Annotated in this window: 18 protein-coding genes; 4 read left to right on the top strand and 14 right to left on the bottom strand. The window is 52.6% G+C overall.

All coding sequences use genetic code 11. The annotated features are described in order from the left end of the window. Window positions 1-445 precede the first annotated feature (445 nt). From SIC45_RS01980 to SIC45_RS01940, 9 genes are all read right to left on the bottom strand, one after another. On the bottom strand, window positions 446-1,105 hold the full coding sequence (locus tag SIC45_RS01980; protein ID WP_319630898.1) for an SOS response-associated peptidase: 660 nt from the start codon (window positions 1,103-1,105) through the stop codon (window positions 446-448). 475 nt (window positions 1,106-1,580) lie between these two features. Beyond that, window positions 1,581-2,429, bottom strand: coding sequence for a GNAT family N-acetyltransferase (locus SIC45_RS01975; RefSeq protein WP_319630897.1), 849 nt, complete (start codon window positions 2,427-2,429; stop codon window positions 1,581-1,583). A gap of 24 nt (window positions 2,430-2,453) precedes the next feature. Next, window positions 2,454-2,702 carry a hypothetical protein gene (locus SIC45_RS01970; RefSeq protein ID WP_319630896.1) on the bottom strand — a complete coding sequence of 83 codons (249 nt, stop codon included), beginning with the start codon at window positions 2,700-2,702 and terminating at the stop codon, window positions 2,454-2,456. Window positions 2,703-2,735: 33 nt separating this feature from the next. Continuing rightward, on the bottom strand, window positions 2,736-3,833 hold the full coding sequence (locus tag SIC45_RS01965) for a diguanylate cyclase domain-containing protein (protein WP_319630895.1): 1,098 nt from the start codon (window positions 3,831-3,833) through the stop codon (window positions 2,736-2,738). A gap of 418 nt (window positions 3,834-4,251) precedes the next feature. Further along, window positions 4,252-5,061 (bottom strand): ABC transporter ATP-binding protein, encoded by an 810-nt coding sequence (locus tag SIC45_RS01960; protein WP_319630894.1) that lies wholly within the window; start codon window positions 5,059-5,061, stop codon window positions 4,252-4,254. Then, window positions 5,061-6,089 (bottom strand): FecCD family ABC transporter permease, encoded by a 1,029-nt coding sequence (locus SIC45_RS01955; RefSeq protein ID WP_319630893.1) that lies wholly within the window; start codon window positions 6,087-6,089, stop codon window positions 5,061-5,063. Before SIC45_RS01955 ends, SIC45_RS01960 begins: the two co-directional genes overlap by 1 nt. Further along, a complete protein-coding gene (locus SIC45_RS01950; RefSeq protein WP_319630892.1) occupies window positions 6,086-7,123 on the bottom strand; it encodes an iron ABC transporter permease in 1,038 nt (345 codons plus the stop codon). The genes SIC45_RS01955 and SIC45_RS01950 overlap by 4 nt, the downstream gene beginning before the upstream one ends. Further along, entirely contained in the window at window positions 7,116-8,168 is a 1,053-nt protein-coding gene (locus tag SIC45_RS01945; RefSeq protein ID WP_319630891.1) for an ABC transporter substrate-binding protein, read from the bottom strand. The genes SIC45_RS01950 and SIC45_RS01945 overlap by 8 nt, the downstream gene beginning before the upstream one ends. A gap of 169 nt (window positions 8,169-8,337) precedes the next feature. After that, on the bottom strand, window positions 8,338-8,601 hold the full coding sequence (locus SIC45_RS01940) for a hypothetical protein (protein WP_319630890.1): 264 nt from the start codon (window positions 8,599-8,601) through the stop codon (window positions 8,338-8,340). A gap of 556 nt (window positions 8,602-9,157) precedes the next feature. On the opposite strand from SIC45_RS01940, the gene SIC45_RS01935 reads away from it, so the two are divergent. Genes SIC45_RS01935 through SIC45_RS01925 form a run of 3 tightly spaced genes read left to right on the top strand, consistent with a single transcriptional unit; the run spans window position 9,158 to window position 10,997 of the window. Beyond that, complete coding sequence (locus SIC45_RS01935) at window positions 9,158-9,850, top strand: aspartate/glutamate racemase family protein (protein WP_319630889.1); 693 nt, start codon at window positions 9,158-9,160, stop codon at window positions 9,848-9,850. A gap of 19 nt (window positions 9,851-9,869) precedes the next feature. Next, window positions 9,870-10,166 carry a hypothetical protein gene (locus SIC45_RS01930; protein WP_319630888.1) on the top strand — a complete coding sequence of 99 codons (297 nt, stop codon included), beginning with the start codon at window positions 9,870-9,872 and terminating at the stop codon, window positions 10,164-10,166. Window positions 10,167-10,172: 6 nt separating this feature from the next. Beyond that, window positions 10,173-10,997: an alpha/beta hydrolase gene (locus SIC45_RS01925; RefSeq protein ID WP_319630887.1), complete on the top strand. Its 825-nt coding sequence runs from the start codon at window positions 10,173-10,175 to the stop codon at window positions 10,995-10,997. A gap of 37 nt (window positions 10,998-11,034) precedes the next feature. On the opposite strand, the gene dgoD is transcribed toward SIC45_RS01925, so the two are convergent. From dgoD to SIC45_RS01905, 4 genes are all read right to left on the bottom strand, one after another. Beyond that, window positions 11,035-12,183, bottom strand: coding sequence for a galactonate dehydratase (gene dgoD, locus SIC45_RS01920; RefSeq protein WP_319630886.1), 1,149 nt, complete (start codon window positions 12,181-12,183; stop codon window positions 11,035-11,037). Next, complete coding sequence (locus SIC45_RS01915; RefSeq protein WP_319630885.1) at window positions 12,180-13,127, bottom strand: 2-dehydro-3-deoxygalactonokinase; 948 nt, start codon at window positions 13,125-13,127, stop codon at window positions 12,180-12,182. Before SIC45_RS01915 ends, dgoD begins: the two co-directional genes overlap by 4 nt. Further along, a complete protein-coding gene (locus SIC45_RS01910; RefSeq protein ID WP_319630884.1) occupies window positions 13,124-13,762 on the bottom strand; it encodes a bifunctional 4-hydroxy-2-oxoglutarate aldolase/2-dehydro-3-deoxy-phosphogluconate aldolase in 639 nt (212 codons plus the stop codon). The genes SIC45_RS01915 and SIC45_RS01910 overlap by 4 nt, the downstream gene beginning before the upstream one ends. 127 nt (window positions 13,763-13,889) lie before the next feature. Further along, window positions 13,890-14,648 carry an IclR family transcriptional regulator gene (locus tag SIC45_RS01905; protein ID WP_319630883.1) on the bottom strand — a complete coding sequence of 253 codons (759 nt, stop codon included), beginning with the start codon at window positions 14,646-14,648 and terminating at the stop codon, window positions 13,890-13,892. A gap of 102 nt (window positions 14,649-14,750) precedes the next feature. Here SIC45_RS01905 and SIC45_RS01900 point away from each other — a divergent pair, with 102 nt between their 5' ends. Beyond that, window positions 14,751-14,966 carry a hypothetical protein gene (locus tag SIC45_RS01900; protein WP_319630882.1) on the top strand — a complete coding sequence of 72 codons (216 nt, stop codon included), beginning with the start codon at window positions 14,751-14,753 and terminating at the stop codon, window positions 14,964-14,966. 203 nt (window positions 14,967-15,169) lie between these two features. Here the strand turns inward: SIC45_RS01900 and SIC45_RS01895 are convergent, their stop codons facing one another. Further along, entirely contained in the window at window positions 15,170-15,940 is a 771-nt protein-coding gene (locus tag SIC45_RS01895) for an acetoin reductase (RefSeq protein ID WP_319630881.1), read from the bottom strand. Window positions 15,941-15,999 lie beyond the last annotated feature (59 nt).

The following is a 15,999-nucleotide window of genomic DNA, read 5'->3' as shown; positions in this document are numbered from 1 at the left end:
AAGGAAGTTCGACTAACCTCGCCACGTCCTGTGGCAACGTCGAACTGACCCACATCATGTGGGCCTAAGGCAGGGCAGGGTCAACGGAACGAGCGACTGCGGACCGAAGCTGGACATTAGGAAAAGCGGAGCCACCCTGCTTTAAGGAAGTTCGGTGGTGAAAGTTACATTTCACCACCGAACTGACCTGCTCCGCAGGCCTCAGACGGCTGGCGTAATCCTGGCTGGAAGCGTCGTAAGACGGTGAAGTCAGGATGCAGCCAATGGACTGGACGGCTGGGTGGCGAAGCTGGACACCAGGAAAAGCGGAGAGCGTTCGGTAAAAAAAGGAAGTTCGATGAAAGACGTCACTATCGTGACACCATCGAACTGATCTGCTTCGCAGAGCCCATACAAAAGCAGCCCGGCTTCTCCTTATAAAATAGGAAAAGCCGGGCTGTTTCTTTTATTTCACACGTTCTATTAAAGCGGCATGATTATGCTTTGGACTGTTTACTTCATTGCTTACAGGATACATTGTCACCCGGGAATCGTCGAATGGCTGCAGCAGCGATTTCAACACTTGTTTATCGGTTTCATGCGGGTCGAGCCAGGTTTGTCGTGCTTCTTCATCCAGGATGACCGGCATCCGGTGGTGAATGCTCTGCATTAAATCGTTTGCTTCAGTCGTAATGATCGTGCACGACGTAATCGTTTCTTCCTCGCCTTCCCATCTGTCCCACAGCCCGGCGAACGCGAACAGTGCTTCGTTGTCGACCGTTATCCGGTACGGCTGCTTTGTCCCGCCTTCGCGGTCCCATTCATAGAAGCCATCGGCAATCACGAGGCAGCGCCGGCGCTCAAGCAGGCGGCGGAATGCCGGTTTGGTGTCGACACTTTCTGCCCGGGCATTGATCATTTTATGGCCTATTTTCTTATCGTCTGCCCAGGACGGGATCAGCCCCCACTGCAGCCAGCCGGCTTTCGTCTGTTCAGTGGAGGAAGCTACCGCCAGCACTTTCTGGGACGGGGCTATGTTGTAGCTTTCCTGCCCTTCCGGAAATGCTGCGCCAAAGGCCTGTTCCAACGCCTCTTTAGAATGAACAAGGGTGTATCTTCCGCACATTACGAGAGACCTCCTTTTACAGCTTATGTACCCTAACGTCTGCTACTTAAAAAAATTACTATTACGCAAATCCCATCCGGCCATTACAAAGCATACAATAGCAAAGAGGCTTAAAAATCCTCCGAGAATGCCATACGATGCTCCCTCAAACCCCCGAACGTGCATATAGCCGTAATAAAAAAGGGAAATGGCTGAAGCCATAAGTATAATGCCCGGCAGCAATTTGACCCAGAGCGCCCATCCTTTCAGCACAAACAACAGCGTGAAAAGGAAGGCTATGATTCCTGGAAGTATAGATGTTGTGAATGGTCCACTGATCATGATATCTCTCCCACGGTTCCCACCATTAATAAAAGGCGGTCAAATGTTCATGGCCCCGCACTTCTCTCCTAATAAAATAACATAATCTGGCACCATAAATCCTGTTTCAGGCAGCAACACCTGTGAAAATTTATTTTTAAGAAAGACCTTCTCCTTACCCGAAGATCTGTGATGCGATAGCGTAGAGACCCCTGTTCCGGGTGTCTGCATTCCAGGGGCCACGCTTCATCATAGGCGGCTCGCTATGCTTTTCAAAGCCGTACTGCTCAAGCATGGACGTAATAATTCTGCTTTCTGCGGTAAGATCGATCCGAACCTTTACCGAATGCGCCTCTATCAGCTGCTCGATTAACGCAGCTGCCTCTCGTTCATCTGGAGCCGTGACCGGACCAATCAGCAGCTGATCTTCATTCCAGATCGACAAACCAAAGCCAGCCGGATGATTTTGGTCATCCTTTAATACAAGACACTGATGCGCCTGATGAAGCCGGTGGTGCAAAAAGACATCCCGTCCTTCCCCAAACGCCTCGCGGTCCAGGTGCTTCACGCTCTCCCAGTCGGAAACCTTATACCCCTCTATGTTATTCGGCAGAGCAGTGCTGTTTTTCTTCATCTCTTGCCCCTGAGCGATATATTTGTACACCCTGCCTGCTTCTTCAAACCCGAGTTCGCGGTATAACGGCTTCCCTTCGTCAGTAGCAAACAGCATAACACCGGTATCTGCCGGTAAAATATCCAGACACGCCTGCACTGCTTCCCTGGCCAGGCCCCGCCGGCGGTAATCCTTCCGGACAATAACGAGTCCGAGCGCCGCCGTTTCCTTGTATGAAACTACAGCCGAGCTGGAGACCACCGTGCCCTCCAGGGTTTTATGTCCGTATACTATCCCGGAAGCTAGTACCGCTTTCATTTCCGCTTCATCATAGTCCCATCCGGCCTGCCGGGGGAGCTCTACAAGTGACGGAATATCATTTTCATTTAACCGGTGTATCGTAAGTACCATCTGACATTTCCCTCCCTTCGTTTATCATTTATGCCGCATACTCTTTTCTATCCATTTCTGCTCTGCCTTCATTTTCCGGTAAATGTATACGTCCTCCAGGGCCATGACCATATAAACCACTCCGTAAAACAAATAGGTCCCCGCTGTGAAATCAGCTGACAGCCAATGAATAATGGTCACTAAAAGAAGCAGGACGCTGCCGAAGAGATCCTTCTTTAAGCGCCCTGCATAGATTGATTTTTTATTTACAGCTTTTTGCTGTCTGGTGTCCATCTCTGTCACCTCTTTATCCAGTCCAGCCTTCTATTATATTTTCACCATGTTTTTCCCACTGCTTTTCGCATCATACAGGGCCTGGTCCGCTTTGAGCACCATGTCCTCCCTGTGGCGGTGCAGGGCAGGCACAACGACATTCACGCCAATACTGACTGTCACCTTCGAGCTCACTCTTGACGTTTCATGACGAATATTCAGTCTGCTTACTTCCTCGCTGATCGTGTGGGCAATCGCCCGGGCTTCTTTGTTGTTTGTTTTTGGAAGCAGCAGGGCAAATTCTTCTCCGCCAAAGCGGGAGGCCATGCCCCCGGAACGCATGCACACCTCGTGGACAGCCCCGGCAATCTGCTTCAGGCATTCATCCCCTTCGAGGTGTCCGTAGGTGTCATTGAAATTTTTAAATTCGTCCAGATCGATCATCATCACCGCAAGCGGAGACTGGCGTTCCATCCCTTCAGCCCAGTACCGGTCAAAGGCGTCATCAAATGCCCTCCGGTTGGACAGGCCCGTTAAGCCGTCCACATTCGCGAGACGCTCAAGCTTACGAACATTCGAATTATGCTTGGAACGATCCCGGATAATGCCGATCATTCCAATAATGCGTTTATACATAAAAACCGGACTGGCCATTACTTCAAGCTCCATGACCGAATCGTTCTGCCGCCGCAGGTTTACTTCGAAATGCTGGGAATTTCCCTTCATGACCCGGTCTGTATACTTTTCGACCAGAGCCTGGTCTGTAAAATTTAATTCCTTCATCGAAAGGCCGATCACTGTATCACGTTCTTTATTCAGCATTTCAAGCAGCTTTTCGTTTACTTCAATCACCTTGCCACGGTCATTCAGCAGAAATACCGGGGAAAGCGGCTGGTCAAATAAAGCATGGTAGTAGTTTCGCTGCACCTGCTGCTCCACGCTGCGCTTAAATATTATCCAGAGAACGAGCCCCAGGAGAACTATGCCCGTCAGCAGTCTTGTAATCAGCCCGTCTCTTTCAAGCGGTGCGCCCATAAAGAATACATCATAAAAATTCACCAGCATAAATACCGGAATTAAAACAAGCATTGCCAGACTGACACGCTTCACCACTTCCTGGGTCTTAATCTGCGTTATTTCCTTATGCTTCATTTTATCCCCCGTTCTGCTCATGAACGCTAGTATATTTTCTGGAGCATTTATGTAAACAAACGATAGTGGCCGTAGTATTGACTCATTTTACCACATGCCTTAAGTTTTAGGTATATGTAATCAATAATAGAAATTATTTTTCTTCATCTGTACTCACTATTTGTAACAAATAATATCATCCCGAAGCGCTTAACTCTTATATATTCCTGTTTATTGCGTTAATAAAACCCTTTATAACCAATTTTCTCTATGCATAAACCTATCCACCATCGTGATAATTTTCCTATATTGGTGAAAGCAAAAAAGACTGCCCGTTTTAAAGGAACAGTCTCAATTAAAAAAGATTATCGCGACAGCTTTTCCGGAGGAAATGATCTCAGACATGCCTTCATGGTATTTAAAAACGTGGTTAATGCTATTATCCTTCGCTTTCATTATGATAACGCCCCTTTGGCACGACCATAGGAGAAAGCGATACAGGATCCTCAATCACCGTACAGTCGAGCCCGTAAATCTCCTTCATCATATCTGCCGTGATCACTTCGGACGGTGCTCCGCTTGCCGTAAGCCGGCCTTCGCGGAGGGCAAAAATATGGTCAGCGTAGCGGGCGGATAAGTTTACGTCATGAAGCACCATTACAATAGTCGTTCCATGCCTGCGGTTCAAATCGGTAAGCAGGTCGAGGATTTCAAGCTGGTAGGTAATATCCAAAAACGTCGTAGGCTCGTCCAGAAATAAAATATCGGTCTGCTGGGTCAGGGCCATCGCAATCCACACGCGCTGACGCTGGCCGCCGGAAAGTTCATCAATATTTTGCTCCGCGAGTTCAGTGATATTCATGGTCTCCATCGCCTCCGCCACCGCCTGATAATCCTTCAGGCTCCACCCCTTCAGAAGAGACTGGTGCGGGAATCTTCCTCTTCCGACCAGGTCCGCAACTGTGATGCCCTCCGGCACAATGGGGGACTGCGGCAGCAGCCCCAGCGTCCGCGCCAGCTGTTTCGATGGAATTTTATGTATGGCTTTGCCGTCGAGAGTGATTTTCCCTTCACGGGGCTTAAGCAGACGGGCCATCGCTTTTAGCAGCGTAGACTTTCCGCACGCATTTGCACCGATGATCGTATTGATCTGGTTGCTTCTAAGCTCGACATTAATGTGATCAAGAACCATTTTCTGTTCATAGCCGGCAACAATATCTTCTGTTTGGAACTGATGGCTTGATTTCATCATAAACTTCCCTTTCGGTTCATTCGAATAAGCAGATACAGCAGAAACGGGGCGCCAAGGACACCGGTAATAATGCCGACCGGAAATCTTGTATCGAAAGCGAACTGGCCGAGCAGATCCGCAGCCAGCACCAGATTGGTCCCGATCAGACCGGCAGGGACTACGCTTGTAAAGCCGCTTCCTGTCAGCCGTTTGGCAATGGGGCCGGACAGGAAAGCCACAAAAGCGATTGGACCGGTCACCGATGTTGCAAGAGCGAGCATGCAGACTGAGCTTAGAATAAGCAGGATTCTTGTTATATCCGTATTCAACCCGAGAGAGACGGCCGACTGTTCTCCGAGCTCGAGGATGCTTAAATGCCTCCCGAGTCCAATGACGACAGGCGCACCGAGAACGATACCGATCATCAGCGGCAGCATGGAATCGAGCTGCACACCATTCAGGCTGCCGCTGAGCCACTGCAGCGCCTTCGACAAATCCTCCTGCCGCCCAATCAGCTGGAGATACGAAATAAAGGCAGTGAGCATCGCCTGCACGCCGATACCGATTAAAATCAACCGTCCCGTGGAAAACGAGCCCGCCTTCGAGAAACCATAGATAATAATAACGGTAACGAGCCCCGCTACCAGCGCAGCAGCCGAAACGATCGCATCGCTCGTATGCAGAATCAGAATGCAAAAAAGCGCCGCCGCACTCGAACCAGCGGTGATGCCCAGTATTTCCGGGTTGGCCAGAGGGTTGCCCAGCATGGTCTGAAAGACGTTACCGGCGATACCAAACGCAAAGCCCGCCAGCAGCCCCGCAAGCATTCGCGGCAGCCGGATCGTGTTAACCGCAAAAGAAGCACTGCCTGCCGCCTCGCCCGTCAGCGCCCGAAACACCTCCGGGACGGAATAGATGGTATTGCCGAGCAGCAGCATGGCACCGCAGAGAGCGAGACACAGAACTACCAGAAGCGCATTAACGATAAGCCATTTCCGGCGCCGCTGCCGCCGTTCGGCAATGATTACATTGATTACATTATTCATAACGACCGCACTTTCATTCGCATAGCTAAAAAGATTAACAGCGGGGCGCCGATAAATGCCGTCACCACACCCGCTTCGAGCTCCCCGGGGCTGACGATGACCCGTCCCAAAACGTCCGCTGTCGTAAGGATAATGGCTCCGACCATCGCTGATATGGGGATAATCAAGCGCAAATCAGGCCCGAGCAGCAGGCGGATAAAATGAGTGGCCATAAGCCCGATAAAGCCTATCGGCCCGGCAAGCGCCGTGACCGCACCGCACAGGATGACCCCCGCAAAGGCGGCGATAATTCTCAGCACCCCGGTCCGGACGCCCTGCCCGGTAGCCACCTCATCCCCAAGGGCGAGCGCATTCAATGCCGAAGCTGACAGCACAGCGAGGATTACCCCAACCACTAAAAAGGGGGAAAACGCTAATATGCTGCTCCAGCTGCCCGAACCGACGCTTCCCACCTGCCAGAACCGGAACTGGTCCAGAATGTTCGACCGCGGCAGAATAATCATGCTGATGACCGAAGACAAAGCAGCGCTTGTCGCAGCTCCGGCGAGTACAAGCTTCAACGGGGTCGCGCCGGCCGGGCCCATCGTCCCTATTCCGTACACGAAAATGGCCGTCAAAATGGCTCCTACAATCGCAAACCCTATGTACTGACCGGCCGTGCTTATATTCCAAAATGCAAGACCGGCCACCACAAACAGTGCCGCCCCGGTATTCACCCCCAGGATGCTCGGGTCAGCAATCGGATTTCTGGTCACGGCCTGCATCAACGCTCCTGAGATGCCAAGCGCCGCGCCGCAGCACAGGCTGAACACGGTCCGGGGGACCCTCTCCTGCACGACGCTCACGGCATACGACTCCGTACTGGAATAGGATAATCCAGCTGTTATTTCCTCCCACGTGAGCGTCCGCGCACCAAACACGAGCGACGCCAGCACACAGGCAGTAAGGGCAACAGAAAAGAAAGCAAGCACCTTCGTCAGGTGCCTCGGCACATGAACATTCGCAGCGCTTCTTTTCTTTACGATACTACTCATCGGATTCGTTGAGCGCTTCTCCGATCAATTCCATATAGTCATCAATCGTATAAGGAATCGACAGCGCCGTTGGCGTGCCCGACGCTCCCAGTTCAGAGCCGTCTTCCACAAATGCTACGTTGCCCTCTTTAATGGCCGAGATCTGTCCCAGCTGAGGATCGGCGCGGACGGCTTCATACAGCTCCTCATCCCCGTAGCCCATGATAAGATCCACATCGTTAAGCGCATCCGCATTTTCAGCACTCATCGTTACCGAAAATGCCGATTCGTCCTCCACTAATTCTGTGACGCTGTCCGGGTTTTCAAACCCTAATTCATTTAAAAAGGACACTCGTGGATCTGCTGGCGTGTAGAAATGCAGCTCAGAGAGATCGTTGGCGGAAAAATTCACCCATGCGACGGTTTTGCCTTCGATTTCCGGATATTCGGAGGCCTTCTCTTCGATCAGGTTTTCCGTTTCGGTGATAAGCTCTTCGCCTTCCTCTTCCATCGCCATGCCTTTAGAATTCAGACGAATCTGGTCCCGCCACGATGTCGTCCACGGCGATTCCGGATAGGCCACGACCGGGGCAATTTCGCTCAACAGATCGTAATCCTCCTGGGTAATACCGGAATACGCAGCCAAAATGACGTCGGGATTGCTGTCCGATACGGCTTCGAAATCCAGGCCATCCGTGTCCTGGAAGACATTCGGATCTTCAGCACCGAGCTCATCCAGCTTTTCCTCCGTCCATGGCAGAAGCCCCTGGTCATTCGTCACGCCGAAATTGGCGGCAGAAAACCCGACAGGCACCTCATCCAACGCAAGCACCGTGTCCTGATTCCCCCACTGTACCGTCGCTACCCGCTCCGGCTCTCCTTCAATGACCGTTTCCCCAAAGGCGTGCTCAATCACAATCTCCTCTTCCCCCTTGCTTTCTTCCGATCCCGATGATTCCTGGCCGCTGGAATCATTTTGCCCGGAGCAGCCGGCAAGAGCCCCCATGATTCCGATAGAAGCAGCTGTCATTCCCAGTAAACGCTTTGGATGTTGAACAATGCCCATATTTTCTCCCCCACATATGTTTATGTAATAAAAAACAATATTGATAATGATTATCAATATCGATAAATATAGAGGAATTTTGTGAGAATGTCAAATTCATATTTCTGCTTATAAAAAAGGGCTGCGCCAATGGTTAGCACAGCCCGCTTTCTCAGTATCGATGAAAACATTACCTGTTTTTTTGCCTGCTTTCTGTGACAGTGGAGGATTCATGCAGAAATTTTTCAAACAGCGAGAGATTCGACATAATCGTCACAATCCACTCGTTCATTCGGAAGCCTTTCACTCCTTCATACAGCTCCTCCTCATCGCTGCATTCCACGACCGTATACTCTTTTTGCTTCCATCCTTCAGTATCCATGTCCTGGCACCGGCCTACAATTACTTCGCGTTCCTTCGAGCTGTAGCAGTAAATAAATGCGGGAGAACTCATCGTTTCAGCCTCTTTTCTGTAGGATATGGCCCGGCAGATAAAAAGCCAGCACTAAGAAGCCTCCTTAGTACTGGCTGCGAAGAAAAGCTTTTTTCTTTTCAACTACTGCCGGTGTATTATCTTGTACTCTGGCCATCGGCCTGGCTTTTTAATACGTATAAATATAAAAAACCACAGAGAGGTATGGCTCTCTGCAGCTTATCTGTCAGCGCTGATTGTCTGAAGATTCCCGCCTGTTTTTACTTAAATGCTTTTCCTTATTCCACAAAGCTCCGGCCGCAAAATATTGGCGCAGGCTTTTCAAGATTTCGTTAATCGTATATGCTCATCCATATAACCAGTATTTCTCTTCAACGGCAGTACATTACCGGCGCTTTTGTCCAGAATGTTTATCGCCCTTGGCTTAAGCTGCAGTTACCAAATGTATACTAAAACTATTTTCTAGTATTCCAAGCATAACACAGTAACTACGTCACGCCAATAAAGTATGATAAAAATGGTAATATAAGCATATAACGCCAAATGTGAGCTATCTGACAGAAAGGGGACAGAAAAAATGCAGACGATTGGATTACTGGGAGGGATGAGTTGGGAGTCGTCCGCGCTGTACTACCAGCTGATTAATGAAGAGGTAAACCGCCGGCTCGGGCGGCTGCATTCGGCCCGCTGCCTCCTGTACAGCGTTGACTTTGAAGAGATTGAACAGATTCAGGCCTCCGGCAGCTGGAAGAAAGCCGGAGAACGGCTCGGCGAAGCGGCCGCGGCCCTTGAACGCGGGGGCGCAGATTTTATTGTGCTCTGCACGAACACGATGCACAAGGTCGCCGGGACGATCGAAAGCTACATAAATATTCCGGTGCTGCATATCGCCGAAGCCACCATTCGTGAGATCCACCGGCAGCACCTTTCACGTGTCGGCCTGCTCGGCACCAAATATACGATGGAGGAAATGTTTTATACTGAAGGGCTCCAGGCAGGCGGCCTGGAGGTGACGCTGCCTGATCCAGAAGCACGTACGGAGATCAACCGTATCATCTTTGACGAGCTCTGCCACGGTACAATCCGGCCGGAATCCAAAAGCTATCTGCTCAGGGTTATGGACCAGCTTAAGAAAGCCGGAGCGGAAGGCGTTATTTTAGGCTGCACGGAGCTTGGCATGCTGGTCACCCCGGAGGACACCGACCTTCCGGTGATCGATACGACCCGCATCCACGCGCTCGAAGCCGTGAACGAGGCGCTCAGTCACTAATCACTATGGAGGGATTACGATGGAATGGTTTCAGCATTACGGCGTGATGGCCGCTGTCTTTTTCACAGCGGCGCTTCTTGTCGTGTTCAGCCGGCTGCTCGCCCGTAACCGCCGGCGGCCGAGACGTACCGTGACTGTTTTCTGTATACTTCTGCTGTTGGGTGCGGCAGGTGCAGCTGTGTACGGATGGTGGGAATCATCGGATGCCGTGACTGCCCTCAGCTTCGCGTTTCTCGCTGCAATGGTGTGGCTCGGTGCCGGAGCCGGCGTATGCCTCCTCGGCATCCGGAAAGCGTTAAAAACTTCAAAGGGGTGAACGTTCATGCAGCACTGGAATTTAACCAAGGAAATCCGAACCACGTACGGAAGCATCCGCTATGATGTTCAAGGAAGCGGCCCGCCGCTCGTGCTCATACACGGCACGCCGTGGTCGTCGTTTAACTGGCGCCACCTGCTTCCGGCCCTCGGGCGCTCGTATACCATTTACTACTATGACCTGCTGGGATACGGGCAGTCGGAGAAACGAGACAGCCAGGACGTCTCGCTCGGCGTACAAAACCAGGTTTTAGATGAGCTGTTGGACGTCTGGAGCCTCGAAGCTCCTATCATTATCGGCCATGACTTTGGTGGTACCACCGCGCTCCTTACTCATTTGTTAAACGAACGCTCCTTCCAACAGATGATTCTGATCGACCCGGTGGCCGTCGCCCCGTGGGGCTCTTCGTTTTTTACCCACGTGTCCCATCATATGGACGCATTTCAGGGCGTTCCGGACTTTATTCATGAAGCGATGGTCGAGGCCTACGTGCAGGGCGCGACCTATAAGCCGATGACGGCGGAAACGCTTGCGGGCATTAAAGCGCCATGGCTCGGCACGGAGGGACAGCACGCCTTTTACCGGCAGATGGCCCAGGCCGACCAAAAATATACCGACGCAATCGAACCCCGCTACGGGGAGGTATCTGCCCCTGCCTTGATTGTGTGGGGCGAAAAGGATGCCTGGATTCCGGTCGACCGCGCCCATACGCTGCATAAAGCTATCCCTGGGTCCTGCCTGGAGCTTATTCCCGGTGCCGGCCACCTTGTGCAGGAGGATGCGCCGACGCACCTGCTCGCCTGTATCACCGACTTTTTATCGGAGAAATAAAAATATCCAGCACGCCTCGCGCATGCTGGATTTCTTGTTACCATTCGGCAATCGTGCCGTCCTTATGCCGCCATACCGGGTTTTTCCAGTTGTGGCTTTCCCTGGCGCGCTCACGCACGTAGTCTTCATTGATCGTAATGCCAAGACCCGGCCCCTGCGGCATTTTCACCGCGCCGTCTTCATAGGCAAACACGCTTTTGTCTTCAATATAGTCGAGCAGGTCGTTGCTCTGGTTGTAGTGGATGCCGAGGCTCTGCTCCTGAATGAAGGCGTTGTGGCTTGTGGCGTCCACCTGTAGGCAGGCCGCAAGTGCAATTGGGCCGAGCGGGCAGTGCGGCGCCAGGGCTACGTCATACGCTTCCGCCATTGTGGCAATTTTTTTGCCCTCGGTAATGCCGCCGGCGTGCGAGAGGTCCGGCTGAATAATATCGACCCAGCCGTTCGCGAGCATATGCTTAAACTCCCAGCGCGAATACATACGCTCTCCGGTCGCAATCGGGATATGCGTATGCTGGCGAAGCTCCTGCAGCGCCTCCATGTTTTCAGTCAGTACCGGCTCTTCGATAAACATCGGATGATATGGCTCGAGCTCTTTGGCAATTACCTTTGCCATCGGCCGGTGCACCCGCCCGTGAAAATCGATGCCAATGCCAACGCCTGTGCCGACCGCTTCCCGTACGGCCGCTACGCGCGCGACCGCTTCTTCGACTTTATCGAACGAATCAATGTACTGCATCTCCTCCGTGCCGTTCATTTTAATTGCCCGGAAGCCGGAATCCACGGTTTCCTTCGCCGCTGCGCCGACGTCGCTCGGACGGTCGCCGCCGATCCAGGAGTAGATGTTAATGTTGTCGCGACAGGCGCCGCCCATCAGGTCATAAATCGGCGCATTGTAGTATTTGCCTTTAATGTCCCAGAGCGCCTGATCAATGCCGGCGAGCGCACTCATGTGAATCGGTCCGCCGCGGTAGAACCCGGAGCGGTACAGCTTGTTCCAGTGGTCCTCGATCCGCATCGGATCCTCCCCAATCATGTATTCCATCAATTCATCAACGGCCGCCTTGACCGAAGCAGCGCGCCCTTCCACGATCGGCTCGCCCCAGCCTTCGAGGCCTTCATCAGTCGTAATTTTTAGAAACAGCCACCGCGGCGGCACCTGAAATAGTTCGTAGGATCGGATTTTCATCGGGGTTCCCCTTTCGTTTGTTCCAGATTGGCCAGCTGCAGGGCTCCCTGCAGCGACGCTTTTTCAAGATCATGCTTCGTAAAGACGTGGACCGGACGCTCCTGCTTCTGTTCCAGCACGTGCCGGTACGCCTCCTGCATCTCCCCGTGGCCGCCAAGATACAGCCAGCCGGCACCGTCAGCAGCGTGTTCAAATGCTTTCATATCCTCATATAATACCGCACCGAGCAACAGATTCGCCCGGGCATTTTCCGTGTAATCAGCAAACAGATGGCGCAGACGCACGTAATACGCCGCCCGCGTGAACCCTTCTGCTTCCGCCAGCTCCCAGCCCTCCATCAGCACCTCCGGCTCGAGCGCTTCTACGAGCTTCGGCCCGACCGAATCGGATAAAATCGTGGACGTCCGAAGTGCGGAGAGCGTTTCGCCGGCCAGGGTGGATGTGCAGCTGAGCAGCCGCGAGCCGTCCTCGACCCGGATGTATTTGGTATGCGAGCCCGGCAGAATAATCAGGCCGCTTCCTTCAGCCGGCGTATGGCGCAGCATGCCGAACGCTTCGACTTCCTCGCCGCGCATCACATCAACCGGCTCCCCGCCGTTTTTCATGCCCGTAATCCAGTGCCAGCGCCGGGCGTTGTAGCGCTCGTGCACTGTTTGCGCAGCAAGCTCCTCCATCGTAAGCGGCGACGGCGCGTGGGGCACTTCGCGCATGCCGATGTTCGCCGTCAGCATCCCGTAGCCGATCACGTCACGGAACTTAAACTGAGCGGCCAGCTTATCGAGCTCGTTATCGATCAGCCGCTCGAGCAATGAAAAGTCCTGCTCCATCGCCTGGTTGCGCACGCCCTGATCAAGCGAGACGCGTTTTTTCACATCGAGTGTCTCGGCATCTACGACCCGGAGACGCGTATTGGTCGTACCGCCGTCAATAACAATGACGTTCATCGGGTTCCACCGCCTTCACGGAGCACGGCGCGGGCCTGCTCCATGTTGCGGGTCAGCTGCTTCATGTCTCCGCGCTCCATTGCCTTCGGATCCACCACCTGGCTGCCGAGGCCGACCGCATGCCAGCCGTGCTGCAGGTATTCCTGCATGTTGTCGAGCGACACCCCGCCCACCGCCATCGCACGCACGTGCGGAAGCGGACCGTGTACGTCTTTTAAGTACGACGCTCCGAACGCGCGGATTGGGAAAATTTTCACCATTTCCGCTCCGGCCTCGGTCGCCTGCAGAATCTCGGTCGGCGTGAGCACACCCGGAATGACCGGTACACCGTAGCGGCTGCCGGTTTCAATGGTCTTCGCGTCAAGCGTCGGAGCAAGCAGAAACTCTGCGCCGGACAAAATCGCAGTGCGAGCAGATTCGGCGTCCAGTACTGTGCCGGCGCCGATATGCAGATCACTGTGGGTCGCCTTCGCCCATTCAATCGCCGCGAGCGCCCCCGGCGTGTTCATCGTCACTTCAAGCACCCGGGCCCCGCCGGCGTACAACGACTCAATCACCTGCTGCAGCTGCGTTTTGTCGCTGCTGCGGATGATCGGCACTATTTTCTCCTGTTCAATCGTCTGAATAATACTCATCAGCCTGCGGCCTCCTTTTGTTCCTTATTAAGGAACAATGTTCCGTATTATGAATGAAAACAAAATTCCTCTGCGGGAAATGTCGCTTATAGTGTAGCAGACCGAACGGAAGATTGAAAGCGTTCTTTTAATGGCCAAGCTCCCGTGATATGGCTGCCGCCGCCCGCTGCACCTGCTGCACCGTTTTTTCCCAGTCGATCGTTTCCGCGTTCATGTGCGGCATCGTCACACTGACCGCTGCCACTGCGCGCCGGTGGAAATCAAAAATGGGGGCCGCTACGCAGGTCACTCCGAGCTCGTGCTCCTCCCGGTCATAGGCCACGCCTTCCTGAGCTATTTTATCCAGCTCCGGCATCATTGCTTCTTTGGATGTAATCGTATGCGGTGTATGGCGGATCATCTCCTGCTCGTCGAGGAGCTTTTCCTGCATATACGGGGAATGAAACGCCAGCAGCGCTTTGCCGACGCCGGTGCAGTAGAGCGGGGCTTTACGTCCGACGCGGGAAAACAGCCGCAGCCGCGCATACGTCTCCACTTTATCGATGTAGACGACCTGGGCGCCTTCAAGCTGCACGAGGTGCACAGTGCTTGCCGTGGCTTTCGCGAGGTCATGAATGATTTCTCCCGACGCCTTTCGCACGTCAATGGATTCCGCCACCCGCTCGCCCATTTCCATGAATGTGAACCCGAGCGTATACACATCGCGCTCGCTTCCCTGCTTCACGTATCCCTTCTGCAGAAGTGATGCCAGCAGCCGGTGCACTGTACTCTTGGCAACGTCCAGGCGGTTCGCAAGCTCCGTGACTCCCAACCCTTCCGGCGCTTCGGCGAGCAGGTCAATAATTCGGAGGGCTCGGTCGACGGACTGAACTCCGTTGGTATTCATGCAGCCTTCCTCCTTTCGGTACTGTTGTCATCGTAGCACATTTTCCCTGTATGTTAGTATAAAACTACACAGCAATTGGAAAAGTACGGAAAGGAGATTTGTATGTATTCCCGCGTGTTTGTGGATGAGCATTGGAATCTGATTGCGAGTATTATCGGAAATTTTGCCGTGATGTTTGCGATGCTGATCGGTATTGACAGTCTTTCTGCCGGTGAGCCTCCGGGTATGGCAAGCAAGGTAAGCGTAGCGGTAGCTATTGCCATGCTTCTCTGTGTTAGTTCCGTGCGGAAGTACCGGAAGTATCTGTTCGAGAAATAAAAAAGCGTCTCTCCCGAAGGATAGGCGCAGATGATTTGAACATATGAATTACACCGCTATTTTTAATACCAGTACTTTCATCTACATATGTACGAATCGCTTAATATGCTTTTTACACATTCGCTAAGTAGATCATTTTGTATAAAGAAGACGCCTCCCTATAAGGAAGACGCTTCTTTGAACCATATTCAATTCAATTATTCTTAGTTATAAACAATACCGCCATCAATCAGTACTGCCTGGCCGGTCATGTAATCCGAGTCCGGCGAAGCCAGATACGAAACGAAATTCGCTACATCCTCCGGTGTCTGCGGGCGCCCCAGGGCGATACCTGCAGTAAATTTCTCGAATGCGTCCCCCGGCTTTTCGAGCCCCATTTCTTCGACCATCCGGGCATCAATGCGCTCCCACATGCTCGTTCCGACCACGCCCGGGCAGTAGGCATTAACGGTAATCTTGTCCGGGGCCAGTTCCTGGGCTGAGGCCTGCGTTAAACCTTTAACCGCAAACTTTGTCGCCGAATAAATACCGAGCATTGGGAAGCCTTTATGGCCGGCGATGCTGCAGGCGTTAATAATTTTGCCGCCGCCCTGCTTTTTCATCTGCTCGGCCGCTGCCTGAATGCCAAAAATAACGCCGTTCACATTCACCGCGAAAATTTTCTCGATATCCTCTTCCTCTACTTTTAAAAGCGGGGCCACGTGATCAATACCGGCATTGTTTACAAACACATCGACGCTTCCGAAATGATCCGCGGCTTTTTTCACTAGGTCGTTAACGTCCTGCCTGCTCGTTACATTGGCTTCCACAGCCAGGGCTTCACTGCCACTGTCTTTGATGGCCCGCACCGTTTCCTCCATTTTTTCTTTATCAATATCACTGATCACAAGGTTGAATCCATCCTTCGCAAGGCGCGTCGCAATGCCTTTCCCAATCCCCTGGCCCGACCCGGTAACGACTGCTGTTTTACTCATGAATTTCACCCTCCATTCATTATTTTCGAACTAATAAACCTTTCCTTTTCAATCTCATT

It is taken from the genome of Marinococcus sp. PL1-022, assembly GCF_033845285.1.
Taxonomy (GTDB): domain Bacteria; phylum Bacillota; class Bacilli; order Bacillales; family Marinococcaceae; genus Marinococcus.
This window is presented reverse-complemented; position numbering and strand designations above follow the sequence as displayed.